Origin of the sequence: Gordonia sp. (in: high G+C Gram-positive bacteria) (assembly GCF_012515855.1) — a bacterium.
Taxonomy (GTDB): Bacteria; Actinomycetota; Actinomycetes; order Mycobacteriales; family Mycobacteriaceae; genus Gordonia.
In genome coordinates, this window is the sequence record NZ_JAAYXO010000097.1 from 1 (window position 1) to 26,623 (window position 26,623).

The window sequence follows — 26,623 nt, forward strand, 5'->3', positions numbered from 1 at the left end:
AGACGTCGCCATTCTGCACTGGACTATTCGACACCTAATCGGGTAGAGTCTGAATGGTTCTGCCGCAACATTGCGGCGTGACATTTTCTCTGACAATCTCCTGTCTGGGAAACGCCGGGCAGCTCAGCAGCGAGTGCCTGGGCGTGCAGCATGTGGGCGAGTTCGGGTTCGCCGAGAACCTCGTGCGCGCACGCACGAATCGCCAGCACCTGCGACGAGACGTTCCAGGGGGCCGGCAGCGTCGTGCACAACTCGTCCACGGCTTTGGCATGAGGTCCGACCACCAGACCGATCCACCGCGAGCAGAGGACCCGAACGGCTTGGGCGGGCAGGCCCGCATGGAGCCAGAGCGTCGCTGCGGCCAACGGGCGATCGGCCTCGGATGCCTCCGCTGCCGTTCGACGGGCTCGCTCGAGTCGTGCGGGGTGCGTGGTGTGGAGGATTCGGCGACACAGCCGTGCGAACATCGAGTGCCATTGGTACACCGGGCCGCAGTCGGAATCGTAGCGGTCGATGGGCATCCCGGTGCGGAAGCAGCGTTCGAGGAGGTCGCCCGCGCTCTCGGTGTCGGCGACTGAGGCGGCGAGTTCCGGCGTCATCTGGTCGCACACCGAGGTGGCCAAGGCGAACTCGGCCTGGTCGGGTGGCACCGATGCCAGCACGTGGTCCCGCAGGTACGACTCCATGGCGCTGGCAGACGGACCGACGTCGGACGTCGGCTCATCGCCGGTGACGCCGATCAGGTTGACGGCGATGGGCCAGCCGCGGGAGTCGTTGTAGACGACGACGGGATCGAGAGCGCAGCCCTGCTGACGGAGGAACTCGGCAATCTCATCGGTGTTGAACGCGAGGTCGTAGGCGCGGACCACGGCTTGCGGTCGGGTTACGGCGAGTCGACTCAGTGCGAGTTCGGCATAGCTGGTACCGACCACGACCACCCGCAACTGGGGCAGTTCGGCATCCATCAGGGCACCGAGCAAACCGAGGGTGAGGGCTTCGCGCGCGATGTGAGCGTTGTCGATCACCAGGCGAACCGGCTCGTCCAACTCGGCCAACGCCTGCGACGCGGTGTCGAATGCCGTAGCGGGATCGGAGCAGTTCGGGTCGAGGTGCCGGAGAAGCTCGAGGGGGGTACCGCGATGGAGTTCTGCGAGTGAGCGGAGGGCTTGGGCGATCATTCCGTCGATGCGGGCCGCATTGGCGTCGAACCGGCCGAGCGTCACCCAGAGCAGGGGACCGCTGTGTTGAGCGGCCCATTCGGCCACGGCGGACGTCTTTCCATAGCCGCTCGGAGCGACGATCAAGGCCGTGGGATGGGAGTCCACAACGCTGGTCAATCTGGCGACTATCCGTGGTCGTGCCATGCTTCCGGGTTGTAGCACAGGCGGTCGAAATCGAGAGGTGCCGAGGAAATTCAGAGAGCCGGGCATGTGAAAAATCTACTCGAAAGGCACCAATCTTCCGGCCGAACGGCATCGCCCGTTCGGTGTGAGGGGTGCCGGACACCGAGCGCGTCGAACAGGAAGATCGAGGAGAAGCAACGGCGCACCGAATAGCGGGGCCGCTCGATCGGAGGAGAGCAGATGACCCAACCCGAAGCCAGTGAATTCGTCATTGCCGACAATCGTCGGGCACGGGAGACGATGCCCTTCGACGACACGCGCGACTTCGACGACGCGCGGCGCGGGTTCATCGCGAAGCTGGAGCCGGGCGTGGTCCACGGAGAAGACGGCAAAGTGGTGTGGGACGTCGACAGCTACGGCTTCCTCGACTCCGAGACCGCACCCGACACCGTGCACCCGAGCCTGTGGAGGCAGTCGCGGCTCACCGCGATGCAGGGACTCTTCGAGGTGGTGCCGGGGATCTACCAGGTGCGCGGACTCGATCTGTCGAACATGACCTTCGTTGAGACCGACGAAGGCGTCATCGTGATCGACACGCTGACTACTCGCGAGCCTGCCGCCGCAGCGATGGCGCTGTATCGCGAGCACCGCGGTGATCGGCCGGTCAAGGCAGTCCTATACACCCACTGTCACGTCGACCACTTCGGCGGCGCACTCGGCGTCGTGGATCAGGCGGCTGTCGACAGCGGTGAGGTTCCGGTCATTGCGCCCGAAGGTTTCCTGGAGCATGCGATCGCCGAGAACGTGTATGCGGGTGGTGCGATGGCCCGCCGTGCCGGATACATGTACGGCGCAGCCCTCGACCGCGGGCCGAAGGGGCACGTCGGCGCGGGTCTCGGGCAGTACCCTTCGGTTGGGATCACCGGCCTGGTGCCGCCGACGATCGACATCACCACCACCGGGCAGACGCTCACGATCGACGGCGTCGAGCTGGAGTTCCAAATGGCACCCGGGACCGAGGCACCGGCCGAGATGCACATCTACATCCCGCGCTATCGGGCGTTGTGCATCGCAGAGAACGCATGCCACACCCTGCATAATCTGCTCACCCTCCGCGGCGCGGTGGTTCGTGACCCACACGCGTGGGCCGGCTATCTGACCGAGGCGATCGACTCGTTCGCGTCGCGTTCGGACGTGATCTTTTCCCCTCACCACTGGCCGACGTGGGGTACCGACGAGATCAGCGAGTTCCTGAACGTCCAGCGAGACATGTACGCGTATCTGCACGACCAGACGGTGCGGATGATCAATTCGGGTCTGCAGGGCGCGGAGATCGCGGAGTCGATTCAGTTGCCGCCCGCGCTGGAGAACGCCTGGTACGTGAGGGGTTACTACGGTTCGGTGAGCCACAACGTCAAGGCCATCTACCAGCGATACATGGGATGGTTCGATGGCAATCCAGCGCGCCTGTGGCCGCATCCGCCGGAGGCGGCCGCTAAGCGGTACGTGGAGGCGATGGGCGGGATCGACCGCGTCGTCGAGCTCGCGCGGACTGCCTATGCCGACGGTGACTACCGGTGGGCGGCCACGCTGTTGGACCACGCGGTGTTCGTCGACGCGGACAACACGGTGGCTCGGGCGCTGTACGCGGACACTCTCGACCAGCTGGCCTACAGCGTCGAGAACGGTACGTGGCGGAACTTCTTTCTGTCCGGGTCGACAGAACTGAGGGGACGCAACTTCGGTTCGCCGACCGACACCAGCTCTGGCGAGGTGATGGCCCAGCTGACTCCGGCGCAGATCTTTGACGCGATCGCGATCTCGATCGACGGACCCAAGGCGTGGAACGAAGAGTTGTCGATCGACGTCGTGCTGACGGATCTCGACGAGACGCACCGACTGCGGCTGCGCAACGGTGTCTTGGTTCATCGAGTCCGGATCGACACCGACCCGGCGGCCGACACGACGATCACGGTGACGAAGGGCCGGCTGCTCGCTTTGGCGGGCGGCGACACCACCTCCCCGGGACTGGAGATCACCGGTGACCACGGAGTGCTGCCGCGGTTGATGCGGGTGATCACCGCAGGTGACCCGGCATTCAACATCGTGCTGCCTTGAAACTGTCGGCGGTGGCTTCGCGCCTGACCGGCCTGAAGCTCCTTCCGGGTCTCTCGACAGGGAACCTGGCCGGGGAACTGATGGCCGGGATCACCCTCGTCACGATCGCGATCCCGTTGAACATCGGATACGCGCAGATCGCGGGGCTACCGCCGATTGCGGGCTTGTACGCGTTGATCATTCCGACGGTGATCTACGCGTTGGTCGTCTCCTCGCGCCAGCTGGTCGCCTCACCGGACGCGGCGGCCGCCGCGCTGGTGGCCTCGTCGATCGGCGGGCTCGCCGCGGCGGGCAGCGACAAGTACATGGCGATGGCGTTGGCGCAGGCGGTCATCTGCGGCGTGGTGCTGCTGCTGATGTCGGTGTTCAAGCTCGGCTTCATCGCGGCATTCCTGTCGGAGCCGATTCTGGTGGGGTTCGTCGGCGGCCTGGCCCTGGACATCTTGGTCTCCCAGGTCGCGAAGATGCTCGGCGTCCACCTCGCAGCGGGCGGGGAGTTCGTCGAGAAGGTGACCGACCTGGTCACCGGCATCTCGCATGCCAACAGTTGGTCCGTGGGAATCTCTGCCGTTTCACTCCTACTCCTGTTGGCCTGGCGTCGCAGGTTTCCGCGAGTGCCGTGGGCACTCATCGTTCTGGTGGCGGCGACGGTCGTCGTTGCGGTCGCCGGGCTCGATGGGCACGGGGTGTCGGTGTTGGGCTCGGTCCCGGGCGGGCCGCCGGTCTTCACCTGGCCCGAATTGGGATGGGCCGAGTGGATCGCGTTGGTTCCGTCGGCGCTGGCGCTGGCGATGGTGACAACCGTCGAAGGCCTGCTGGTATCGCGCTCGTACGGAGAGAAGCACGGATACGAGGTCAGCGCCGATCGTGATCTGGCCGCGTTCGGCGTGGGCAATGTGGCAGCCGGGTTGACCGGCGGCTTTGCCGTCGGCTCGTCCACGTCTCGTACGGCGGCCATGGATCAGGTCGGTTCGCGCACCCAGCTGCCGTCGCTGGTGTTGGCCGCAGTCACCCTGGTGCTCCTGATGTTCGGCACGGGACTGTTGACGGATATCCCGTCACCCGCCATCGGAGCCATCGTCGGCGTCGCGGTGGTGCCGCTGCTCGGCATCGGCAGGTTCATCCAATTGTGGCGGATGGAACGGTTTGAGTTCGCGATCGCTGCGGTGTGCTTCGCAGTGACCGTGCTGGTGGGCTCGATTCCCGGGATCATCATCGCTTTTGTGCTGGCACTGGTGAACCTGGCTCGACGTGCGGCTGCGCCTGCCATCGACGTCCTGCGACCGGGAGCAGACGACTACCGGCCGGAGACGGACCGACTCACGGCCGATTCCGCGAGGACCACGGCACCCGGCGTCATTGTGATCCGTCTGGCCGCACCGATGTTCTTCGCCAACGCCGATGTCTTCGGACAGGCGGTCAGGACTGCCGTCAGCACCGCGGGCGAGCCTGTACGCCACGTCGTTATCGACATGGAGGCGGTGACGGACGTCGATGTGACGGCGGCGGAGTCGTTCGAGACCTTGCGGACCTGGTTGGTCGATAACGACGTCGACGTCTCGTTCAGCAGACTGCGCCGCGGTACCCGGTCGCGGATGCGGGAACTGGGAATGCTGGGAGATGACGATCGGGTGTTCAGCGGCAATCGAGACGCGCTGGACACCTTCGACGCGCGAGACTAGGGCCGCTTACGCCGTTTGTCGATCGCCGCGAGGGCGTCCCATACGGAGTCGCCGAACCGCGTGCGGGCCGGGAAGACGTTCTCACGACCGAGCCGGGCGAGAACGCCGGTCACTTCCAGCTGTGAGGCCAAGTTCTCGTCGACACCGCTGAGCATCAATGTCGCACCCGCGCGTGCGAGTTCGTCGCGGTAGTTTCCCAGCATGCTCAAGAAGGTGACCCCGAGTTCCTCGGTCCCACGCAGACGGAGCACGACGGTCGCGTCAGTCGCGTCGTCGGCGGGCGCGGGTAACTGTTCGCGGAACGACTGGGCCGACGCGAAGAAGAGGGCACCGTATGCGGTGAGGATGAGGGTTTCGCCCGCATCGACGGTGGCGGGCGGCGGTTCCTCGACGGGCCGGGTGGAGGAGTCGTCGAATGTCCACTGCACGATACGGATGCGATTGGCCTGGCGCGCGACGTGCAGAATCACAGACATCCCGACGCCGGCGAGCACCGCGTACTGCAGGGGAATGATGAGGGAGAGGACGAAGGTGACCACGAACACGGCGATCTGAATGGGGCCGGTACGCAGTGCCAGGGCGATCTGATCGGGCTTCACGGTGCGGATGCCGACCAGAATCAGCAGACCCGCGATCGCCGGCATCGCCACGTAGCCGATCAGCGGACCGCATGCGAGGATCACGACAACCATGACGACCCCGGCGACCAGATTGGTGAGCGCGCTCCGGGCCCCAGCGGCCCGCGCGAGTGCAGTGCCCGACATCGAGCCGCCGACCGGTACTCCCTGAAACAGGCCCGAGGCCACGTTCGCGATGCCCTGACCGCGGAAGTCGGCAGAGGCATCGGGGTAGCGTCCGTCTGGATTCGGAATCGAGCCGCTGATGCCCGCACCCTGGACGAGGCCGACAAGAGCCAGTGACAACGCCGCGACGACTAGTTCTGGCATCGATGCCAACGACGGGACGACCGGGATCGGCAGCGACCGTCCGACCGCCACTGAATCGCGCAGGAGCGTCACCGAGTCGTTCGGCAGGGCTTGGACGAGGGCCGAGCCGGCGATCACCGCGCACACCAGGCTCAACGGGCCGAGGCCGAATCGCTCCAGGACCAGGATCAGGGTGATTGTGGTGGCGCCGACCAGCACGGACGGCCAACTGAACAGCCAGAAGTGCAACGCCGTGTCGACGGCCCGGGTTACGCGATTGGCACTGTCGGAGGCGTAGCCGGTGAGGTTCGACAACTGTCCGAGCACGATGTTGATGGCGACGGCATTGGCGAACCCGATCAGCACCGCCGTCGGAATGTAGCGGACCAGGCTACCGAGCCGCGCGAGACCGAGAAACAGCATCACCGCGCCGGTCATCAGACCGAGCGTCGCGAGCACTCGTTCCGATCCCTCCCCGTGCACGGCCGGGACATCGGCGATGATCACGGCCATCGCCCCGGTGGCTTGGACCGTCATGTACACCGACCCCGTGGTCAGCGCACCGACGACGGTTCCGACGAGGTAGGCATTGAGACCGGCCAGGGGATTGACGCCGGCGAGAACACCGGCCGCCAGACCGTCGGGAACACTCTCGGCGCCCAATACCACCCCGGCCCGCAGATCGGCCGGTACGGTCTTGCGCGATCCGAACCGGCGCAGGTAGATGCGCAGTTGTTGGGCTCGCTGGGTCACAGCAACCATCCTTCGCGGGCACGGGTCAGTTGGAGGAAGCCGACCAGTGCCAGCAATCCTGCCCTGACGAAACCATTGTGATGCAGCGTCCAGTCCCGGATCCGACGAATCTCTACGGTTTGGCTCGCGTCCCCCGACCAGACCATGAGGATCGGAACCACCACCGGTAGCGCCGCGGCCACACGTTGCATTGCCGCCTGGGCTTTTCGGTACGACCACCACGAACCGCCGAATAGGCCGATGGCCAGGACGGCATGCACGATGCGGAGTCCGACGGGGGAACTGTAGGCGTCAGTGATTCCGGTGAAGCTCAGCAGCACGAGCGTGAGTGCGAGGGCTGCTGCAGTCGCGGTGACCCAACCCTTGGCGTAGGCGATGCAGTTGGCGCGCGGCCGGGAGGACGACATCATCGCCAGGACCGCGAGCAGGGCGATCGGGCTGGACATGACGCTCAGCAGGATGGGCAGGATCTGCCAGATCACGGTGGTCATGGTGCGACGGGGCAGTCCCGGGAGCTATCGGATGGCATCGAAGCCCGTGCGTGTCAGACTCACCAGCGCCAACCCCAGAAGTTCGCATCGGGCAATGGCGCCGAACAACTGTGCACGGTCGACGAAGGCGCACCAGAACACGGTGCTCCCTGCGCGGTCTGTGCTCTGCAACGGTTGAAAAGTGGTGAGGAGGTCGGCGCTGAGCCGGCCCTCGACCTGGAATCGATAGACCTCGGTCATCGCACCTCCCAGCCGGCCGGTCTCGGAATTCACTCTCCGACACAGTCGGTCCGTCCGCCTCACACCCCGCGGGTGATATCTGGCCGCGATTCACGTTCACAGCCGAAAGAATTCATCCATGGTGCTCCTCGACGCAGCCGGGCCTGCGATCCGGCGAGATGATTCCGCCGAGCACGGTGTGCGGCCCGACCCGACATGTCAGTCTCCGATCGGCGTTGTGCCGCGCGCGGCGGTCTACGAAATTCTCGATGCCGCGGTCGGACGGCCGCTGGTACTGGTCTGCGCACCTGCCGGCTACGGGAAATCGGTGACCGTCGCGTCGTGGCTCCGCGCTCGGGCGTACTCGCGGACGGTCTGGGCCGACATGGGAGGGGTCGGAGTCGATACCGCCGGACTGTGGTCGAGGATCATTTCGGCGGTCGGGCAGGTCGCGCACACCGCCGCGAGTCGCACCGAGTTGGACGAGATGGTGGCGTTCGATCGAATCTCGCCTGCCGAGATTCCGACGCGCCTCGCTGACTGGTTCGCCGAGCATGCACCGCAGTCGATCGTCGTCCTCGACGACCTGCATGAGGTGGCGGGGTTGCCGGCCGTCGCGCAGCTGCTGGAACTGTGCCGGTCGCTGCCCGACGGCACGACGGTTGTTGCCCTCACCCGACACGACCCGCCGTGGCCACTGCATCGGATGCGCTTGTCCGAGACGTTGATTGAAATCCGGGTGGCCGAGCTTCGCTTCGATCGGGCCGATGCTGCGGTACTGCTGGACGCGCGATCGTTGGGCATCGGCTCCGAGCAGGTCGACGCACTGGTGGCCAAGACCGAGGGCTGGGCGGCAGGTCTGCGGTTGGCGTCGCTGGGTCTGCGGAGCGCGAACGATCCACACCGTTACATCGCCGAGCTCTCGGGACGGGAAGGGTATATCGCCGACTACCTGATGCGCGAGGTCTTCTCGACCCTGCCCTCCGCGTGGCAGGATTTCCTCTCCCGGATCTGCGTGGTCGATCAGCTGTGCCCGGAATTGGCGACCGCACTCGGCGGCGGCGACAGTTCCTCACTGTTCACCGATCTGGCGCGACTCAACGTCTTCGTCACCGAAGTGGTGAATCATCCGGGGCAGTATCGGATTCACCCGTTGCTCCTCGACCTTCTTCGGTCCCGCATCAACAACGCGAAGGACCTGCGCAGAGCACATCGTGCGGCAGCACGGTGGTACCGCGACCAGGATCTCCCGATGAAGGCCCTGGAGCATTCACTGGCAGCCGGAGAATGGCAAGCATCGGCCGAACTCGTCGGGACCCATGTCTTGGCCTGGACAATGAATCGTCCGCCCGACTGGTTGATCGAGACGTTGCGGAGCGTCCCTCGGCAGCACCTGCTCACACATCCCGGATTGGCGATCGGATTGGCGATCGCGGTCGCGATGACAGGGAGGGTAGACGGCATCAATGAACTCATCGACGCTGCCCGCCAACGCACCTGCCTCATCGAGGGACGCCGTCGGCGCCGATACGAGTTCTTGCTCGACCTGATCGAGTTCGGGCTACGCCGCCTGCTCGGCGACCTCGATGCGGTCTTGGACGGGTTCCGGCGGGTCTGCCTCGACGTCGATGTGTTATCCGGGCTCGGTCTAACGGATTGGGATCTGATCCGACGTGTCTTGGTCGGCAACATCGGAACCTCTGAGCTGTGGATCGGCGAGAGGGACTGCGCTCGGCAGCACTTGATGGAGGCTGCCGCACGGGACGATCACGCGCGGACCTCGTTGCCGGTGTTGAGCGCCCGGGCGAATCTGGCCTATCTCGAATGGCAGGACGGCCACCTCTCGGAAGCCGAGAGACTGGCGACCCGCACCATTGCCGAACTCGAGGAGATGCATTGCTCAGACGCAGTGCAGGCTTCAGCCGCCTACTTGGCGCTCGTGGGTGTTGCGATCGACCGGGACGAACTTGGCGACGCGGATCGGTGGCTCCGGCATGCCGAGGGCGCGGTCCGTGAACCGCACACCACCGTGGTCCTGGTGGTTCATCGCGCTCAACTCATGATGGCGCGCCGAGCTGTCGCCGAAGCGGCCGAGGCTGCGGAGCGGGCCGTCGACCTCGCCCAGGTACACGCTGTCCCGCAACACATCGTTGAGACGGCTTCGCGCGTGCGCACGGAGGTCCTGGACGGTCGAAGTTCGCTCGAACAGAGCGAGGCCGTCCGGGGGCGTGCGGTCCGCGGCCGGATCGGCCGGTTGCTCGACCAAGCGGCCGACGAGAGACGGCTCAGAACCGAACGCGGAGAGTCGTTGGACCTCGCGCTCGCCGAAGCCGTCGATCTCGGGTTCCGGAAGCCGTTCCTCGATCGAGGTGACGCGCTGCGGGAGCTGCTGGCCGAACGCGTGGCGGACAGAGCTGAGCACGGTCCCTTCGCGCTCGACCTGCTTGATCGGATCCCGGTGTTGAGCGGGACCATGCGCGGCGGTGATGGGTGCGTGGTCATGCCGCTGAGCGCTCGTGAGATGGATGTTCTTCACCATTTGTTGAGTCCCGGCACCGTAGCGGAGATTGCCCGCGACCTGTACATCTCGGTGAACACGGTCAAGACACATCAGCGGTCGATCTACCAGAAGCTGGGTGTGCGAGGCCGTCGCGAGGCGATCTCCCGTGCCCGCGAATTGCGGTTGGTGTGAGACCACGATGGAATTCGTGCACATCTCCGACGTCCCGGCGGACGCGTTGTTCCCGGAAGGCGCGGCCTACGACACTGGCGACTACCGGTGGGGCGTGGAACTGGTCAATCACGCAGTGTTCGCTGATCCGACGCTGTTCGATCTTTGCGAGCCGTTCGACTCGGCGTTCGAGATCGTCCGCCCTTGACCGATCGATTTCATCCGCGCCGGGTGATGCGGTGCGCTGAGCGACGCCTCGATGATGAGTGAGCACAGTTCGTGACAACAGATTGGAATTCTGCCCATGTCTTCCCCGGGAAACATTGAATCCGGTTCGTTCAAGCAAGGGTTCGCAGGCGGGACCACCATCGCCGTGGCGGCCCTGTTGTTCGTAGCCGGTCTCCTCGGTTTGGCCCAAGGCATCTCGGCCGTCGCCAATGACGAGCTGATCGTTGCCGGTCCGCAATACACTTACGAGTTCGACCTGACCACGTGGGGTTGGATCCACATCATCGTCGGCATCCTCGGCATGATCGTTGCGCTCGGCCTGTTCTCCGGCGCGGTGTGGGCACGGGCTACCGCGATTGTCGTCGCCTCGCTGGCGATCATCGCGAACTTCCTGTGGCTTCCGTACTACCCCTGGTGGTCGATCCTGCTGATCGCTATCAACCTGCTCGTGATCTGGTCTCTCGCGACATGGGACGCGCGATAGCAATCCCCGTCGACGCTGACGTTCCCTGCCGGCTCCCTGAACTCGGGGAGCCGGCATGGGCGCAGTGATCGGCGATCTGTTGCCGATGGCCTTGGGTATCGCGATTTCGCCGATTCCGATCATCGCGGCGATCCTCATGCTCCTCGGCCGCCGCGCCCGGACCACCGGCCTCGGCTTCGCGGCCGGATGGGTGGTCGGCGTGCTGGCGGCGACGACCTTGTTCACCGTGCTGGGATCGTCGTCCGGGAGTTCGGGGACGACAGCCGGCTGGGTCAAGTTGGGTTTGGGCGTGCTGCTGCTCGTCGAAGGCGTGCGAGAGTGGCGTGTCCGCTCGGGGCCGCAGTCGACACCCAAGTGGATGGCGGCGATCGACGAGATGACGCCGTTGACGGGTGCCGGAATCGGATTCGCTCTCGCGGCGATAAATCCCAAGAATCTGATGCTGTGTATCGCGGCGGGCATGCAGATCGGCACGGCTGCGATGAGCACGGGCGGCACCGCGGTGACGATCGTCGTCTTCGGCGCTCTCGCGAGCTCGACCGTCGCAGTGCCGGTGGTGGCTTATCAGCTGGCCGAGCAGCGTCTGCGCGATCCCCTCGCCCAGCTGAAAGCGTGGCTAGACGACAACAACAAGACGGTGATGGCGGTGCTCATCCTGGTGATCGGCGTGGTGCTGATCGGGAAGGGGATCGGCAGCGTCACCTGAGGGTGTTGTCAACGCTCGACCTCTGTGCGGCCCCCGACGACGTGAACCACCACCACCCGGGGGTGCCACGGCACCAGGGAGTCGACGGAACGCTGAAGGTCGTCGGTCGGCGGCAGGACGGCCGGACCCAGCACGGTGATGGTTGCGGTGCTGCTCTGCAAAGTGACGTCCTGCACCTGCCCGCCGGTGCCCAGCCACGCCCGAGTGGCGTCGGATATCTGGTGCGCCCACAGGGTGTTGAGCGAGTTTACGGACATGGGAACGGCCACCGCGATGAGCGCGGCGGCGAGCAGCGTGTACGTCCGGCGGTGTTTCTGCCCGGCTGGGGCTGGTGACTCGCCCGGGTAGCCGGCGAGGGTGAAGACGGTCATCGCGGTCAGGATCAGCGCGACCACGTTGGATCCGAACAAGATCAGGGCGCCGACGGCAAGACCCGGAGAGTCCGAACCCAGACAGACACCGACGACACCGAGAGGTGGAACCAGCGAGATGGCTACCGCGACGCCGGGCAGCACATCACTGACGTCACGACGGGTCATGGCGACCGCTGCGACCACCCCGGTGGCGAGAGCCGCGGTCAGGTCCATCAGCTTGGGTGAGGTCCGCCCGGCGACCTGCGAGTTGGTGAGCACGTTGCTCGGGTTGGGAAGCAATTGGGCGAAAAGGAATCCGAGCGTCACGACCAGCAGGACGCCGGCGATCAGAAGCACGGTGCTTCGAACGATCACGCTGCGCCGTCCAGTGGTGACACCCAGCGCGACACCGAGAATCGGGATTGACAGCGGAGCGACGATCATGGCTCCGATGACCGTGGCGGTCGAGTCGCCGATGACGCCAGAGATGGCGATGACTGCCGAGAGCACCAGCATGATCCAGTACGCAGACTGTTTCGCCTTCGAATCGCCACTCGACAGGTCGAGACGGTCTCGGAGCTCGTCGAGCGACCGGCGCTGGTTCTCGGGGATCAGGACGCTGTGTAGGACCGACATCGACAGACCTCGCAGCGTTGATCGGAGGGCACCGCACACGGGCGTCGCGACGGCAGCGCGAGCAACTCGCACGCCTCTCACTTTCCCGCCGAGCCCCGACCTTCGCTGGTGGATATCACCCGGCTTGGGCGATTCGTCGAAGTGAGATCCATTGCACACTTCGATGACCACTATTCAGGGGAGTGCACATGCGGATCATGGTTCTGGGCGGAGACGGCTTCTGCGGTTGGCCGAGCAGTCTGCACCTGTCGGCGGTCGGGCACGAGGTCGTGATCGTCGACAGCCTGGTGCGTCGCGAGATCGACGACGAGCTCGGAGTCTTGTCACTCACCCCGATCGCTGAGCTGCCGACTCGCCTCACGACGTGGCTCGAGCGGACTGGTCGGCGCATCGGCTTCGAGCAGGTCGACGTGGCGAACGAGTACGACCGCCTGGTGGCGCTTCTCGACGACGTGCGGCCCGACGCGGTGGTCCATTTCGCCGAGCAGCGGGCGGCGCCGTACTCGATGAAATCGCCTGCGCACAAGCGATACACGATGAACAACAACGTCAACGCGACACACAATCTGTTGGCGGCAGTGACCCAGCTGGGCCTTGACACGCACATCGTGCACCTGGGCACCATGGGGGTCTACGGGTACGAATCCGTCCCGGTCGACCTCCCCGAGGGCTACCTGACGGTGAGCTATCCAGACCGCAACGGTGACGTCCGGCATCGCGAGATCCTCTATCCCACCCAACCGGGCAGCATCTACCATCTGACGAAATCGCTAGACCAGCTGCTGTTTCAGTTCTACGCGGCCAACGACGACGTCCGGATCACCGATCTCCATCAGGGCATCGTGTGGGGGACCCAGACTGCGGAGACCGCGGTCGATCCGTTGCTGATCAACCGTTTCGACTACGACGGCGACTACGGCACGGTGCTCAATCGCTTCCTCGTCGAAGCGGCGGCGGGACTGCCGCTGACCGTGCACGGGACCGGCGGACAGACCCGGGCGTTCATCAACATCAACGACACCGTCCGCTGCGTGCAGCTGGCCGTCGAATCCGGTGATGAGGTGCGCGGCCGGGTACGGGTGATGAATCAGATCACCGAGACCCATCAGGTCGCGGCTTTGGCTGACATCGTTGCCGGACTCACCGGAGCACAGGTGTCCCAGTTGTGGAATCCGCGGCGTGAAGCCGAAGTCAACGACCTCTCCGCTCGCAATGACCGCTTTCTCGACCTCGGCCTGGATCCGATCCTGCTGCAGTCGAACCTCCTCGTCGCGGAAATCGAGATGGCGCGCGACTACGCACATCGGGTGGATCCGGCGAAGGTGCCCGCCGAGTCGTACTGGAATCGGGACCGCGCGGCCGTGCCGGAGGAGGTGCTGGAATGAGCGAGGAGGAGCGGTCGGACGCGTCGCCGGACTACCACCCAGGCGAACGCGGACACACCGTACCCAGATTCGCGTGGTGGATTCTTGGGATCGCCATGGTTCTGCTGTTGGTCCTGGTGGTGGCGCGTCCCTCGTGGTTCACGCGAGCCGCGGACGACGACAGCCTTCATGTGCCGTCCGATCGTCATTTCACGAAGACCGTCGACGGTTTGGGATTTCCGGACGGTCTCTGGCTGAACGACGACATCTCGGCGTCGTCGTTCGTAGTCCGTGTGCCCGTCGACTCGGGGCGGTCGGACACCCGTCTCCGCCTTCGAGGAGATACGCAGGTCGCCGACGACAGCACCGCCTTCCTGGCCGTCGTCATCGACGGCGACCAGGTCTATCGGAGCCAGTTGCCGCACGGCGACAACGACCTCGACCAACTGGTGGGCATCCCCGCAGGGGCCGCCGACGACGGCTCGGTGCGCGTACAGATTCGGATCGACGGAGCTCTCCACCACGAGACCTGTACCGACGAGCACTCCATCGGGGCCGGAGTGCACATCGCACCCGACACGATGGTGGAAGCGGCGCTCGATCAACCGGTGCACACCGTCCGCGACCTGGTCTCGTCGTGGGACCGCGAGCTCACCGTGGTAGTGCCCGACTCCGGCGACCCATGGCGTTCGGTCGCCGGGCAACTGGGGATCGGACTCACGCAGGCGGGTCACCGGGTGTCGTTCACCGAGGAGATGCCGGTCGACAACCCGCAGAACGTGGTGCTCGTCGGGCCGGACGAGGCGCTCGCAAAGCTGGGGTGGCACGCCGAATCCGCAGACCCGGTCGCCGTGGGCACGGCGACCGGTACGCCGGTGCTGGCGGTGCGCAGTACCTCGGCGGGAGAAGCAGTCCGGCTGATCACCGGGACCATGATCACCGCCGCCGACGGCACCGGAGAAGATCCCCGCAGGGTCCCCGCGTCGCGGGCATCGGGCGATGACGTCGCGTTGGCGGACTTGGGCATCGATCAATCGACGGTCTCGATCACCGAGAATCACACTTGGCGAGTGTCGTACGGTTTGGCGGATCTGCCTGACGGGCGTCTGCCCCGAGCAGTGCGCGTCGCGTGGACGCTGCCCGCCGGACCCGATGACCTGACCTGGATCGTCAACACCTCGCTCAACGGCCGGCTGATTGACAGCAGGCGGCTCGGGGACGGGCCGCCGCCGGTGATCCCGCTCCCGGCGGGGATGGCACGTGTCGACAACACGCTGACCTTCACGGTGCAGCGTGATCGCAATCTCGGCGGCTGCGATGTCAGGGAGACCAAGTACTCGATGGCTGTCGCCCCGGGTTCGGTACTGCTGCTGAGCGACGATCCCGGTGACGGGTTGGTCTCGTTGCCGAAGGTTCTGGCGCCCGGGTTCGCCGTCTACGTGACCGCGCCCGGCGACGCCGACCTCGCCACGCTGCTGGGCGCCTCGGTGGCGACGATATCCCGGTTCACCGCCGACGGCGTGGTGCCGGAGTTCGTGTGGGGTTCGCCTCCGCCAACCGGAAAGGGATTCGTGCAGATCGGAACCAGCAACGGGGTGGCGACGCCGATCGCCGTCACCGACGATCGGCTGGTCTCGCACGCTCCGCCCGCCGTGGACGTGAGTGCTCTCGGCGACGGGATTCTGGTGTCGACCGGGACGACCGACAACGCGGTGCGCGGCCTGGTGATTCAACCGGTGGGATCCGGAACCGTCGCGGTGCTGCCCGCGTTCGGAACCGAGTCCGCACAGATCATCACCGAGCACGGCAGCATCGCGCTGAACGCGACCGGGGCACCGGTCGCCGACGGACCTTAGCGCTGGATCAGCGGAGATGTCGAAAGCGCCGAACCCGTCGGAACCCCCGGCTGTCGCCGACTACTTCCGGTCGGTCGACAGCGCGCCGGTCGATTACGCGGTCGACCGGCCGTCGTCGGGGACCAACGGCTTCTTCGTGGTCTTCGCGGGGTTGTGCATCATCGCCATGCTGATGCGCACCATCGGCGAGCACACCGGGATGGCTGCCGGTCCGGGCGACATTGTGCTGTTCGCCGCCGATCGGGGCGACGCCGCCGTCCCGACGCGGCTGTTCCTGGTGCTCTTCTTCGTCACCTACGCCGGATTCGCGTACAGCAACGGGTGGCGGCGGCTGTTCATCGGCGGTGCCTTGATCGGCAAGTTCGCCGTGTTCTGCCTGGTCCTCGACGCCTTCGGGTGGCTGTTGCACGCCCTCGGTGTGATGACCATCCCGACCTTCGGGCTGCAGATGATCTCCGGCCTGGCAGCGCTCGCGATCTTTCCTCACACGGTGATGAGGCAGGCGCAGCTCCCGGCCGAAGGCGCGCCGCCTCTGCGTCCGTACACCCCGATCTCGGCGTACCTGATACTGTCATTCTCCCTCGTCTTCGCCATCGTGGGTGCGGCTGTCGCGCTGTGGGTGTTCGGCAGTCAGGTGGACGCGCTCCAACAGGTCGCGATCCTGGGCGGCATCGGTCCCGGAGTTTTTCTGGTGCAGCAGTTGCTGGCGTGCCTCACCGCGGGCTTCGGACTGCGTCGACTCCGCAAGATGAAGGGAGTCACGTTCTCCCCGCGCATCGCGGTGATCGTGCCGGCTCACAACGAAGCACACGACATCGGTGACACCATTGCCTCCGTCGACCGTGCCGCCCAGACTTACAGCGGTGCCATCCACCTGTACGTGATCGACAACGCGTCGTCGGACGAGACGACGCCGGTGGCTGAGTCCGCCATCGCAGCATGCGAGAACATCACCGGTGTGGTGCTGCAGTGTCCGACCCCGGGCAAGGCGATCGCTCTAAACATGGGCATCGCCCAGATCACCGAAGACTTCATCGTGCGCATCGATGCCGACACCGTCATCGGTCCGGACTGTCTGCAGAACGCCATGCGGCATTTCGTGAATCCGCGGGTGGGGTCGGTCGGCGGGATGCCGCTCCCGGCCGAGGAGAAGACGTGGATCGACAAGGTGCGCCTCGTGGAGGTGTTTCTGCGCCACGGCTTCTTCCAGATGTCGCTCAACGGGTACCAAGGCGTCCTCGGTGTGCCCGGGATGTTCACCGTCTACCGCCACAGTGCACTGAGGGAGGTCGGTCCGATGGTGCAGGGAATGAACGGCGAAGACACCGACATCTGCCTCCGGCTCGATTCAGCCGGTTATCACACCGTCGCCGACCCGACTGCGGTTTACTACAGCGAGACACCGCTGTCGTACGCGCATCTGCGAGAGCAGCGAACGCGCTGGTTCCGCAGCATCTACCACATCACCGCGCACAACCGGTCGACCCTTCTCGACCGCCGATCGATGACCGGCACCTTCGTCCTTCCGTTCCAACTGGTCAACGCCGCCCGTCGCGCCATGCTGGCCCCGCTGCTGCTGTTCGCGGTGATCGCGGAGGTCGGATTTCACATGACGTTCCTCGGGATGGCCTGGCAGCCGGTGGTCGCGACCGTGCTCGGCATGCCGATGGTGGTGACCGTCTGCGTGTGTCTGGCCATCCGGCCGAGTGCCGTCAAATATGTGCCGGCGTACCTTTGCTTCCGCGTGCTGCGCAGCTACTTCACCCTGGCGGCGGCGCTCTCGTTGCGGTACCCGCCGATGCAGCCGAAGGACATCCTCGGCGCGGTCAGCGCAGCGGCACCGCGACGTCGGAGCCGCCCTCCTCGGTGAGCCGCTTGCCGACCTGGATCACCTGGGGTTCGGGTGCGAAGCCGCCGGCGAACAGGGCCTGCCCCTGCTTGAATCCCATGGCGCGGTCCAGCAGCTCGGCCGGTGCGTAGCCGAACGTCAAGCCCAGCTCGGCGAGGTCGTTGGCCGAGCTCATCCGCATCAGCGCGAGGTTGTCGCACTGGGACAGCGCGTTGGGGTGCACCTTTGACGGCCGCTGCGTCGACAGCAGCAGCCAGATCCCGTACTTGCGGCCTTCGGCAGCAATCTGGACGATGCGTTCGGTGAGCAGTTCCTCGAGCGGGGACGAGGGCTCCGGCGAACACAGGTTATGGGCCTCGTCGAGCACCACCAGGCGGCCGACGCGCTCGTGCCGGTTGTTCCACAGGTGCTCGAGGACGGCGAGCGCGGCCGTCTGCATCTGCTCCTTGGCGCCGAACGAGCCGAGGTCGACGACGGTGGCGTCGGCCTGCTCGTCGACGACGGCGGTGACCGGTTCGTCGCCGTACGCCCACATGTCCCACTCGGTGACGCCGAGGTTCTCGATTCGCAGGGAGATGTCGCGCAAGTCGGGATCGCCGCTGGCGCGCAGCCAGTCGATCAGCGACTGCCCTTCCAACTCGGTGACCCCGGCGCTCTCGGTGCGCAGCAGGGTGTTGTACTCGCGTTTGTCGAGAATCGGATCCAGCTGAAGCAGTGCCGCGCGCGAGCGGACGTCGAGCCCGAGGAACTTGACCTTGAGTTGTTGCCCCTGACCCGCCGCCGAGTGCAAGACCCGGATGTTGCGTTTCGCGAGCTCCGCGGCTTCTGTCTCCGGGACGTCGTCGCGGAGTTCGCCGATCCGGACGAAGTCGGAGTTCGGGTCGAGCACCACGATCGGCAAGCGGGTGTGCAGCAGCACCTGCTCCAGCAGGACGCCCAGCGAGTACGTCTTGCCCGAGCCGCTCTGGCCGCACCAGAACGTGTGCCGATTGAGTCGCGCGGGATTGAGCGAAGCGGGAGTCGAAGAGTCCAGGAGAGTGCCGATCGGCAGGTCAGAAGCCATGCGTTGAATCTTATTTCATCCTCGCGGTGGCCTCGCTCCGCCTACGGGATCACCAGCGGTGCCGGGGTGCGCGCGGTCGACGAGACGTCGGCGGCCCAGCGGATCGGGCCCGACGACGGTTGCCAGTCGCGCAGCAGCGACGAGACCTTCGCGTCCATCTGCGCACCGAGCGTGCGGAAGGAGTCGCGATAGTCGTCGCCGACGTACTCGAGGAGCAGCCACCACGCCCAGGCGACCGCCCCGGCGTTCGCGATGAAGTCCGGGATCACCGCGATCCCGCGCGCGGTGAGGTCGAGTTCGGCGTCGACGGTGGTCGGTGCGTTGGCCGCTTCGACGATCAGGTCGGCCTCCACGTCGGCCGCATTGGTCGCGGTGATCGCGTACGAGACGGCCGCCGGAACGAGGATGTCGCAGCGGGTGCCGATGACGGCGTCCCGCGACAACTGCGCGACGCGCGCCGGCACCACCGCTCGGTCGATCTCGCCGTACCGATTCCGGGACGCCAGCAGGAGCGGCACGTCCAGGCCGTCGGCGTCGTACAGGGTGCCGACGGCGTCGGCCAGCGCGACCACTCGCATCCCCGCCTCGTGCAGGTAGAACGCGGCGCCGCCGCCCATCGTGCCGACGCCTTGGACGGCGACGCTGGTCTCGGTGACCGACTTACCGTTGACACGCGTGGCCGCCAAGCAGGCCTGCGCGACGCCGTAGCCGCCGATGACGTCGCCGAGCAGGCCGCCGGGAGCATGGGCGTGCAGACCGGCCATCACTCGGTCGGCGGTTGCTGTCGGATCGGGCGACCTCTCGATGGCCGCGTGGTAGGACTGCCTCATGCCGAGGCGCTCGAAGACGGTGTCGATGGTCTCCTGAGAGACCCCGAGGTCTTCGGCGGTGACCCAGTGCTGATCGAGGAACGGGCTCATCGCTTCGCAGTAGCGGGTGAGGACGTCGAGCGCGCGGGGATCCTTCGGGTCGAAGTCGATGCCGCCTTTCGCGCCGCCGACGGGGAGGTCGAAGGCTGCGGTCTTGTTCGACATGCCGCGTGCGAGATCGGCGACCTCGTCGATCGTGCAGCCGGCGCGCATCCGGGTGCCGCCGGTCGCCATCCCCTGCACCAGCGAGTCGACCACCAGGTAGCCGACGGCGCCGGTGACCTCGTCGACCCACTCGATCCGCAGATACGGTGGGCGATGACGGCTCGGGGTCGGCTGGTCGGGGACGGGGAGCGATTCCAGGGCAGAAGGGTCCAGGGCAGTGGGATCCATCGGGGTGAGCGTCATGTTCCTCGCCTCCTCACAGTCGGCTACGGCGGGTGCGGTGTAAGCCTGATTCCGGGTGAATCTGCCCGCACCCCCATGATCGGAGCGGCCCGCGCATCCCGTCCATGTGGACTTCGCGCACAGGAACGTTCAGTAACCTCGGATGAATGGAGGTCTCGCTGCACCGCCTCAAACTGCTTCGGGAGCTTCGACATCGCGGCACAGTGACAGCGGTGGCCGATGCTCTCCACTACTCCGCGTCTGCCGTCTCGCAGCAGCTCGCGCAGCTGGAGCGCGAAGCGCAGACCCCGCTCTTTCAGCGGCACGGTCGGCGGATCGTGCTCACCGAAGCGGGACGGGTGCTGGCCGACCACTCCGAAGACATCCTCGACGCCGTCGAGAGCGCGGGCAACGCTATCGAATCTCTGCGCGGCGGTTCCACGGCCACCCTGCATGTCGGGGTGTGGGCGTCGGTGGCTACCGGACTGCTGCCGACCGGTCTCGCGCTCCTGGCCGACCGTGCCCCGGCCCTCGGGGTGCGGACGGTCGAGCTGGAACCGGAGTCGGGCTTCGACGCAGTGCGCGACGGTTCATTGGACCTCTCGTTCGTCATCGACTACTCCAACTACGTGATGCCGCGCGTCCGCACGCTGGAGCGGACCACCGTCGCCGTCGAGCGGATGTGGATCGCGGCCGCCGCGGGAACCTTCGGCGGCGAACCGATGGAGTTGGTGGAGCTGGCCGCGCGCGGGTGGATCCTGTCGGATCCGCGGTCGCACTTCGGGCGTGCGGTGCGGTTGGTGTGTCGCGAAGCCGGGTTCGAGCCGGATGTGCAGCACACGGTGGGGGAGCAGTCGACGGCCCTGGCCCTCGCCGCGGCCGGGCTGGGGGTCACCCTGGTGTCGGACCTGGGCGCGCACGAGTTGCCCGACGGCGTCGAGTTGACCCCGCTGGCCGGGCACTTCCAGCGGAACCTGTCGTTGACCTACCGTGCCAGGGACGCCGGCCGCGAAGCGCTCAGACTATTCATCGACGCGATGATCGACGGTGCCGACAAGATCGGCCTTGGGGAGGCTCGCTGAGGGCAGTATTCCCTCAGCGAGTGCTGAGCCGGCTGGTCTTGTCAGCGACCGGTCGTCGGCACGTACCCGCGCTTCTTGTCCACCGCGGGTCCGGGTTCTCGACCGGAGATGTAGCCGGTGAGTTTCTCGAGGAACTGGGCGGAGAGGGTGTCGCGCCAGCCGATCACGTCGCCCGACATGTGCGGGCTGATGTGCGCGCCGGGCAGGGTCCACAGGGGGTCGTCGGCGGGGAGCGGCTCGTCGATCAGTACGTCGAGGTGCGCCGACAGCCTTCCCGTGGCGATCTCGGCGGTGAGCGCCGCCTGGTCGATCAGCGGTCCGCGGCCGACGTTGATCACGTGCGCGTCGTCGGGCAGAGCGGCCAGCTCGCGAGCGCCGAGCATGCCGCGCGTCGCGTCGGTCAGCGGCGCGACCATCACCAGGTGATCGACGTCCGCGAGGTGTTCGGCCAACTCCGTCGAGCTCACGACGGCACCGAAGTCGGGATCGTCGTCACGCACGGTACGGCCCGCGCCGCGGACCTCCAGTCCGACGGCCGTCAGAATCCGCGCGATGGCGCGTCCGATGCCGCCGGTGCCGACCACCAGCACGCGGCGGCCCTTCACCCGTAGGGTCTCGCGGTGCACCCACTCGCCGCGGCGGCGGAACTCCTCGGTCTGATGCAACTGCTTGTCGTGGGCCAGCACGCATGCCAGCACATACTCGGCCATCGGCTCGTCGAAGACGCCGCGCGCGTTGGTGACGAGCACGTCGGAGGCGCGGAGGTCGTCGAACATGATGGCGTCGAGCCCGGCGGCGGCCACGTGCATCCAGCGCAGGGTGTCGGCGGTGTGCCAGGCGGCGGCGAGCGCGCTGGAGAAGATGTCCCACACCAGCAGGACGTCGGCGCCGGGGAGATGGTCGGCGAGAGTGTCGGCGGTGGCCAGACGAACCTGCGCGAGTTCCTCGATGCGGCCGAGGTCGGCGGGGGCGGGCACATCGTCGGCGGTCAGCACGACGACGACGGGGCGGCTGCGGTTCATGCGGACCACCGTAGTCCCAACCTACATTGTCGACAATCGGACCGTTGACAACATTGGTGGTCGGGCACACACTGGCCCTATGACGAGTGCATCGCTTTCCCCGATTCTGAAGCAGGCGACGCCCGTGGTGGTGGACCACGCGTCGGGTTCGTGGATCCACGGCACCGATGGTCGCCGATACCTCGACTTCACCACCGGCATCGGAGTCACCAGCACCGGGCACTGTCACCCCGACGTGGTGGCGGCGGCCCAGGAGCAGTGCGCCAAGATCATCCACGCCCAATACACGACGGTGCTGCACCAGCCGCTGCTGCAACTCACCGAGAAACTGGGTGAGCACCTGCCCGACGGGATCGATTCGGTGTTCTACGCGAACTCCGGGTCTGAGGCGGTCGAAGCCGCCGTGCGGTTGGCTCGGATGGCCACCGGGCGCCAGTACATCGTCACGGTGCAACGCGGCTTTCACGGGCGCACCGTCGCGGCGGCGGCCCTCACCACCGCGGGCACCAAGTTCTCCGCGGGGTTCGGCCCGCTGATGGCGGGCGTCGCGACTACCCCGTTCCCGGATGCCCTGCGCCTGGGCATGTCGACCGACGACGCCGTCGCGTATGCGCTGAAGGAGTTCGACTTCCTGCTCTCCACCCGCATCGCCCCCAACGAACTCGCGGCCGTCCTCATCGAACCGTTCCTCGGCGACGGCGGGTACATGGCGGTGCCGCCCGCGTACCTGGCGGGACTGCGAGAACGGGCGACCGCGCACGGCGCGCTGCTGGTGCTCGACGAGGTGCAGGCCGGCGTCGGTCGCACCGGCAAGTTCTGGGGGCACCAGCACACGGACGGTCTGGTGCCCGACATCATCATCACCGCCAAGGGCATCGCGTCCGGTTTCCCGATCTCCGCGATCGCCGCACCGGAGGCGATCATGGCCAAGGCCTGGCCGGGATCGCAGGGCGGCACGTACGGGGGCAATGCGGTCGCAGCGGCGGCGGGCGTCGCGACCCTCGACGTGATCGCACGCGAAGGCTTGGTGGAGAACGCCCGCGTGCGGGGCGACCAACTCCTCGGCCTGCTCCGCGACCACCTCGCCGACGTCGACGCCATCTGCGACATCCGCGGAACCGGACTGATGCTCGCGGTGGAGTTCGGCGATCCGGCGGCCAACGCGGGCAGCGACCGGTCCCAGGCGGCGGCGAAGCTGGCGACAGCGGTGCAGCAGGCGTGCATCGATGAGGATCTGCTGACGCTGACGTGCGGGCCAACCGGGTCCATCGTGCGCATCATCCCGCCGCTCACCGTCTCCGAAGACGAGGTGACGCTCGGCGTGGAGCGATTCGTTCGGGCCGTCGGCCGCGCAGTGTGATGCGCACGGTGTAAAGCTGGAGGCATGGCTGATTCGGGGGCGGTGACTTCGGGCGGGTTGACTTCGGGGGCGCTGACGCGGGCGTTGCGTGCGGAGGGTCTGCACCCCGACACCAGTCCGCGCCGGTTGGCGGAGTACTCGTACGACGCGTCCAACTACCGGGTCACCCCGGCCGCCGTCCTGTTCCCGCGGTCGGAGGACGACGTCGCCGCGGCCGCCCGCGTGAGTCATCGGCTCGGCGTCCCGCTGACCGCGCGCGGTGGCGGAACCTCGATGTCGGGCAACGCCATCGGCGGCGGCCTGATCCTGGACCTGTCGCGGTACCTGCACCGCGTGCGGGTGGTGGACGAGGCTGCCCGCACCGCGACCGCGGAGGCCGGGGTGGTGCTGACGCAGTTGCGCGCGGCGGTGCTTGAGGCCACCGACCGCCGACTCACCTTCGCCCCCGATCCGTCGAGCCAGAGTCGCGCCTGCCTGGGCGGCGCCATCGGCAACGACGCGTGCGGCAACCACTCGGTCCGGTATGGGCGCACCGCCGATCACGTGGTCGAGCTGCGCGGGGTCACCGCGGACGGACTCCGCATCACCGCGACCCGCACCGGCATCCGCGCGTCGGTGCCGGGCGACGCCGCCGCCACGGCCCGCGCCGAGCACCTGGAAACCGAACTGCGCGCCCTGGCCGCCGACCACCTCGCCGCCATCCGCACCGAACTCGGCCGCATCCCGCGCCAGGTGTCCGGCTATCACCTGAGGCATCTGCTCCCTGAGGAAGGATTCGACGTCGCTCGCGCCCTGGTCGGCAGCGAGGGCACCTGCCTGATCGTCACCGCGGCCACCGTCGGGCTGACGGAGCAGCCGGCGTCGACGTCGTTGATCGTCGCCGGATACGCCGACATCGTCGACGCCGCCCAGGATGTCCCGCTGCTGCTGAAGCATCGGCCGACCGCAGTGGAGGGCATCGACGAGGTGATCGTCGCGACCATGCGGGTTCGACGCGGCGCCGATGCCGTGGCCGATCTGCCCGACGGGCGTGCCTGGCTGTTCATCGAACTGGACGAAGACGACGGCAACACGGCGCGGGCCGCGGCGCTGGTGGCCGACCTGCGTGCCGACGGCCGGGCGGTGGATCTGCGGCAGGTGGACGATCCGACCGAACGTGCCGACCTCTGGCGGGTCCGCGAGGACGGCGCGGGCCTCAGTTCGCGGCTCACCGATCCGGAGACCGGCGAGACCATCCTGTCGTGGCCCGGCTGGGAGGACGCCGCAGTGCGGCCCGACCTCCTCGGCGACTATCTCGCCGAGTTCCGCGACCTGCTGGCCCACCACGACCTCACCGGCGTCATGTACGGGCACTTCGGCGCGGGCTGCATGCACATCCGCATCGACTTCGACCTCCGAACACCGCAGGGGCGCACCGTGTTCCGCGACTTCTGCACCGACGCCGCGCGCCTGGTGGTGCGCTACGAGGGGTCGCTGTCCGGGGAGCACGGGGACGGTCGTGCGCGGTCGGAACTGCTGCCGATCATGTACTCGCCGGAGATGCTGCGCGCCTTCGAGCGCTTCGGCGCCGTGTGGGATCCCACCGGGATCCTGGCGCCGGGAGGGCTCCGACAGACCCGACCGATCGACGTCGACCTCGCGCTCGCCGATGTGACCGTCGAGCACGGTTCGCAGGCGTGCATCGGTGTCGGCCGCTGCCGAACGCACGTCGGCGGCGTGATGTGTCCGTCGTTCCGCGCCACCGGCGATGAGAAGGATTCCACGCGCGGTCGGTCGCGGGTGCTGCAGGAGGCGACGCGCGACGGGGACGTCGACTGGCGCGCCCCGGCGCTGGCCGAGGCGATGGAGCTGTGCCTGGCGTGCAAGGCGTGCTCGTCCGACTGCCCGACCGGTGTCGACATGGCCACCATGAAATCCGAGGTGCTGTACCACCGCTACCGCCGACGGCTGCGGCCGCGCGAGCACTACACGCTCGGGATGCTGCCCACCTGGCTGCGTCTGACCCGGTACGCCGCGGGGCCGCTGAATCGACTGCTCGCCACGCGCGTGGGCCGCGCCGGCGCGCGTCTGGGCGGCATCGGTGCCGATCGAGTGCTGCCCGAGTTCGCCTCCGCCGCCGCACTGCGCGAAGAACTGCGGCGCGCGCCGTCGAGCATCGACGCCGCGGGGCCGCCGGAGATCGTGCTGTTCCTCGACTCGTTCACCCGGGGGCTCCGCCCGGAAGTCGCCGGAGCCGCGGTTCGCGTGCTGGGCGGGGTGCATCGGTCGGTGGCCTGCAGTGCTGAGCACTGCTGCGGCCTCACCCAGATCACCACCGGCAGGCTCGACGCCGCGCGCCGGACGTTGCGTCGCACGGCGCGGTACCTCGACGGCGTCGGCGACGACGTGCCGATCGTCGTGGTGGAACCGAGCTGCGCCTCCACCCTGCGCGACGACCTCCCGCGTCTGCTGTCGGAGGAGGCGGTGGGGGCCGCTGAGGCCGCGCGGGCTCGTCGCGTCGGCGCGCGCGTGCGGTCGGCGGCAGCGCATCTGGGGGAGCTGGCCGCAGACGGCCGCGCCCCGGAGTGGCCTGCGGGTGCGCCGGAGTACGTCGTGGTCCAGACCCACTGCCACGAATACGCGACCTTCGGCAACAGAGTTCAACGATCGACCCTGACCGCGCTCGGCGTCCGGAGCGTGGTGGAGGCGACCGGATGTTGCGGCGTGGCGGGCGACTTCGGTTTCACCGCCGGGCACGAGGAGGTGGCAGACGCGGTGGCCCAGCAGGCCCTGGCCCCGGCGCTGCGCACGCATCCCGACGCGCCGGTGCTCACCGACGGGTTCTCGTGCGCCACCCAGATCCGACGCCTCGCGGCAGTCGACCCCACTGTCGGCGGCAGTGCAGGCGACGCCCGCCGCGGCAAGCACCTGCTCGAACTGCTCGATCCGGATCCGCCCCGACCCCGCAGTGAACGCCCCCGCAGCGAACGACCCAGCAACGAACGACCCCGCAGCGACCAACCAGGGACAGACCGAATACATCCAGAACCCCAACCAGGAGGTACGTCTTGACTCGCTCCGTCACCGACATCATCGCCGGCCTCGGTACCGGTATCCACATCGACGGGCAGTGGCGCCAGGCGTCGTCCGGCAAGACCTTCGACGTTCACAATCCCGCGACC

Annotated in this window: 20 protein-coding genes; 12 read left to right on the forward strand and 8 right to left on the reverse strand. The window is 67.2% G+C overall.

Going from position 1 to position 26,623, the window contains the following annotated elements:
- Nucleotides 1–23 precede the first annotated feature (23 nt).
- On the reverse strand, nucleotides 24–1,337 hold the full coding sequence (locus GX543_RS07315; protein ID WP_290850955.1) for a hypothetical protein: 1,314 nt from the start codon (nucleotides 1,335–1,337) through the stop codon (nucleotides 24–26).
- 246 nt (nucleotides 1,338–1,583) lie between these two features.
- On the opposite strand from GX543_RS07315, the gene GX543_RS07320 reads away from it, so the two are divergent.
- Together GX543_RS07320 and GX543_RS07325 are read left to right on the forward strand one after the other, a co-directional pair.
- Nucleotides 1,584–3,461 carry an alkyl sulfatase dimerization domain-containing protein gene (locus tag GX543_RS07320; protein ID WP_290850957.1) on the forward strand — a complete coding sequence of 626 codons (1,878 nt, stop codon included), beginning with the start codon at nucleotides 1,584–1,586 and terminating at the stop codon, nucleotides 3,459–3,461.
- An 11-nt stretch (nucleotides 3,462–3,472) separates the two neighbouring features.
- Entirely contained in the window at nucleotides 3,473–5,143 is a 1,671-nt protein-coding gene (locus tag GX543_RS07325; protein WP_290850959.1) for a SulP family inorganic anion transporter, read from the forward strand.
- Here GX543_RS07325 and GX543_RS07330 read toward each other — a convergent pair.
- Genes GX543_RS07330 through GX543_RS07340 form a run of 3 tightly spaced genes read right to left on the reverse strand, consistent with a single transcriptional unit; the run spans nucleotide 5,140 to nucleotide 7,553 of the window.
- On the reverse strand, nucleotides 5,140–6,822 hold the full coding sequence (locus GX543_RS07330; RefSeq protein ID WP_290850961.1) for a SulP family inorganic anion transporter: 1,683 nt from the start codon (nucleotides 6,820–6,822) through the stop codon (nucleotides 5,140–5,142). The two genes, GX543_RS07325 and GX543_RS07330, sit on opposite strands and share 4 nt — an antisense overlap.
- On the reverse strand, nucleotides 6,819–7,313 hold the full coding sequence (locus tag GX543_RS07335) for a hypothetical protein (protein WP_290850962.1): 495 nt from the start codon (nucleotides 7,311–7,313) through the stop codon (nucleotides 6,819–6,821). Before GX543_RS07335 ends, GX543_RS07330 begins: the two co-directional genes overlap by 4 nt.
- Nucleotides 7,314–7,337: 24 nt before the next feature.
- Nucleotides 7,338–7,553 (reverse strand): hypothetical protein, encoded by a 216-nt coding sequence (locus GX543_RS07340; RefSeq protein ID WP_290850963.1) that lies wholly within the window; start codon nucleotides 7,551–7,553, stop codon nucleotides 7,338–7,340.
- 118 nt (nucleotides 7,554–7,671) lie between these two features.
- Here GX543_RS07340 and GX543_RS07345 point away from each other — a divergent pair, with 118 nt between their 5' ends.
- The 4 genes from GX543_RS07345 (at nucleotide 7,672) to GX543_RS07360 (ending at nucleotide 11,621) form a co-directional block, all read left to right on the forward strand.
- Nucleotides 7,672–10,224 (forward strand): LuxR C-terminal-related transcriptional regulator, encoded by a 2,553-nt coding sequence (locus GX543_RS07345; protein WP_290850964.1) that lies wholly within the window; start codon nucleotides 7,672–7,674, stop codon nucleotides 10,222–10,224.
- Between the two features lie 7 nt (nucleotides 10,225–10,231).
- Nucleotides 10,232–10,411, forward strand: coding sequence for a hypothetical protein (locus tag GX543_RS07350; RefSeq protein ID WP_290850966.1), 180 nt, complete (start codon nucleotides 10,232–10,234; stop codon nucleotides 10,409–10,411).
- 96 nt (nucleotides 10,412–10,507) lie between these two features.
- Entirely contained in the window at nucleotides 10,508–10,915 is a 408-nt protein-coding gene (locus GX543_RS07355; protein ID WP_290850968.1) for a hypothetical protein, read from the forward strand.
- A gap of 55 nt (nucleotides 10,916–10,970) precedes the next feature.
- A complete protein-coding gene (locus GX543_RS07360; RefSeq protein WP_290850969.1) occupies nucleotides 10,971–11,621 on the forward strand; it encodes a GAP family protein in 651 nt (216 codons plus the stop codon).
- A gap of 8 nt (nucleotides 11,622–11,629) precedes the next feature.
- Here GX543_RS07360 and GX543_RS07365 read toward each other — a convergent pair whose 3' ends face one another.
- Nucleotides 11,630–12,610, reverse strand: a complete 981-nt coding sequence (locus tag GX543_RS07365; RefSeq protein ID WP_290850970.1) for a TIGR00341 family protein — start codon at nucleotides 12,608–12,610, stop codon at nucleotides 11,630–11,632.
- Nucleotides 12,611–12,798: 188 nt separating this feature from the next.
- Between GX543_RS07365 and GX543_RS07370 the strand changes: the two genes are divergently transcribed.
- From GX543_RS07370 to GX543_RS07380, 3 genes are read left to right on the forward strand one after another with little or no spacing between them, the layout of a single operon-like run.
- The gene (locus tag GX543_RS07370; RefSeq protein ID WP_290850971.1) at nucleotides 12,799–13,995 is read left to right on the forward strand and encodes an NAD-dependent epimerase/dehydratase family protein; all 1,197 of its coding nucleotides are present in this window, start codon (nucleotides 12,799–12,801) and stop codon (nucleotides 13,993–13,995) included.
- Complete coding sequence (locus GX543_RS07375; RefSeq protein WP_290850972.1) at nucleotides 13,992–15,830, forward strand: hypothetical protein; 1,839 nt, start codon at nucleotides 13,992–13,994, stop codon at nucleotides 15,828–15,830. Before GX543_RS07370 ends, GX543_RS07375 begins: the two co-directional genes overlap by 4 nt.
- Nucleotides 15,831–15,846: 16 nt before the next feature.
- On the forward strand, nucleotides 15,847–17,700 hold the full coding sequence (locus GX543_RS07380; protein WP_290850974.1) for a glycosyltransferase family 2 protein: 1,854 nt from the start codon (nucleotides 15,847–15,849) through the stop codon (nucleotides 17,698–17,700).
- On the opposite strand, the gene GX543_RS07385 is transcribed toward GX543_RS07380, so the two are convergent.
- Nucleotides 17,657–18,742 (reverse strand): ATP-binding protein, encoded by a 1,086-nt coding sequence (locus tag GX543_RS07385; protein ID WP_290850975.1) that lies wholly within the window; start codon nucleotides 18,740–18,742, stop codon nucleotides 17,657–17,659. The two genes, GX543_RS07380 and GX543_RS07385, sit on opposite strands and share 44 nt — an antisense overlap.
- A gap of 41 nt (nucleotides 18,743–18,783) precedes the next feature.
- Entirely contained in the window at nucleotides 18,784–20,019 is a 1,236-nt protein-coding gene (locus tag GX543_RS07390) for a Glu/Leu/Phe/Val dehydrogenase dimerization domain-containing protein (RefSeq protein ID WP_290850976.1), read from the reverse strand.
- A 146-nt stretch (nucleotides 20,020–20,165) separates the two neighbouring features.
- Between GX543_RS07390 and GX543_RS07395 the strand changes: the two genes are divergently transcribed.
- Nucleotides 20,166–21,080: a LysR substrate-binding domain-containing protein gene (locus tag GX543_RS07395; protein WP_290850978.1), complete on the forward strand. Its 915-nt coding sequence runs from the start codon at nucleotides 20,166–20,168 to the stop codon at nucleotides 21,078–21,080.
- 41 nt (nucleotides 21,081–21,121) lie between these two features.
- Here GX543_RS07395 and GX543_RS07400 read toward each other — a convergent pair whose 3' ends face one another.
- Nucleotides 21,122–22,102 (reverse strand): D-2-hydroxyacid dehydrogenase, encoded by a 981-nt coding sequence (locus tag GX543_RS07400; protein ID WP_290850980.1) that lies wholly within the window; start codon nucleotides 22,100–22,102, stop codon nucleotides 21,122–21,124.
- 79 nt (nucleotides 22,103–22,181) lie between these two features.
- Here GX543_RS07400 and GX543_RS07405 point away from each other — a divergent pair, with 79 nt between their 5' ends.
- Nucleotides 22,182–23,462 (forward strand): aspartate aminotransferase family protein, encoded by a 1,281-nt coding sequence (locus tag GX543_RS07405; protein ID WP_290850981.1) that lies wholly within the window; start codon nucleotides 22,182–22,184, stop codon nucleotides 23,460–23,462.
- 24 nt (nucleotides 23,463–23,486) lie between these two features.
- Nucleotides 23,487–26,513, forward strand: a complete 3,027-nt coding sequence (locus GX543_RS07410) for an FAD-binding and (Fe-S)-binding domain-containing protein (RefSeq protein WP_290850983.1) — start codon at nucleotides 23,487–23,489, stop codon at nucleotides 26,511–26,513.
- Nucleotides 26,514–26,623 lie beyond the last annotated feature (110 nt).

Coding starts and splice junctions, on each gene's coding strand:
- GX543_RS07410 (WP_290850983.1), top strand. CDS start 23,487: ATGGCTGATTCGGGGGCGGTGACTTCGGGCGGGTTGACTTCGGGGGCG.
- GX543_RS07365 (WP_290850970.1), bottom strand. CDS start 12,610: ATGTCGGTCCTACACAGCGTCCTGATCCCCGAGAACCAGCGCCGGTCG.
- GX543_RS07350 (WP_290850966.1), top strand. CDS start 10,232: ATGGAATTCGTGCACATCTCCGACGTCCCGGCGGACGCGTTGTTCCCG.
- GX543_RS07395 (WP_290850978.1), top strand. CDS start 20,166: ATGGAGGTCTCGCTGCACCGCCTCAAACTGCTTCGGGAGCTTCGACAT.
- GX543_RS07370 (WP_290850971.1), top strand. CDS start 12,799: ATGCGGATCATGGTTCTGGGCGGAGACGGCTTCTGCGGTTGGCCGAGC.
- GX543_RS07405 (WP_290850981.1), top strand. CDS start 22,182: ATGACGAGTGCATCGCTTTCCCCGATTCTGAAGCAGGCGACGCCCGTG.
- GX543_RS07380 (WP_290850974.1), top strand. CDS start 15,847: ATGTCGAAAGCGCCGAACCCGTCGGAACCCCCGGCTGTCGCCGACTAC.
- GX543_RS07340 (WP_290850963.1), bottom strand. CDS start 7,553: ATGACCGAGGTCTATCGATTCCAGGTCGAGGGCCGGCTCAGCGCCGAC.
- GX543_RS07355 (WP_290850968.1), top strand. CDS start 10,508: ATGTCTTCCCCGGGAAACATTGAATCCGGTTCGTTCAAGCAAGGGTTC.
- GX543_RS07385 (WP_290850975.1), bottom strand. CDS start 18,742: ATGGCTTCTGACCTGCCGATCGGCACTCTCCTGGACTCTTCGACTCCC.
- GX543_RS07375 (WP_290850972.1), top strand. CDS start 13,992: ATGAGCGAGGAGGAGCGGTCGGACGCGTCGCCGGACTACCACCCAGGC.
- GX543_RS07400 (WP_290850980.1), bottom strand. CDS start 22,102: ATGAACCGCAGCCGCCCCGTCGTCGTCGTGCTGACCGCCGACGATGTG.
- GX543_RS07390 (WP_290850976.1), bottom strand. CDS start 20,019: ATGACGCTCACCCCGATGGATCCCACTGCCCTGGACCCTTCTGCCCTG.
- GX543_RS07320 (WP_290850957.1), top strand. CDS start 1,584: ATGACCCAACCCGAAGCCAGTGAATTCGTCATTGCCGACAATCGTCGG.
- GX543_RS07360 (WP_290850969.1), top strand. CDS start 10,971: ATGGGCGCAGTGATCGGCGATCTGTTGCCGATGGCCTTGGGTATCGCG.
- GX543_RS07345 (WP_290850964.1), top strand. CDS start 7,672: ATGGTGCTCCTCGACGCAGCCGGGCCTGCGATCCGGCGAGATGATTCC.
- GX543_RS07335 (WP_290850962.1), bottom strand. CDS start 7,313: ATGACCACCGTGATCTGGCAGATCCTGCCCATCCTGCTGAGCGTCATG.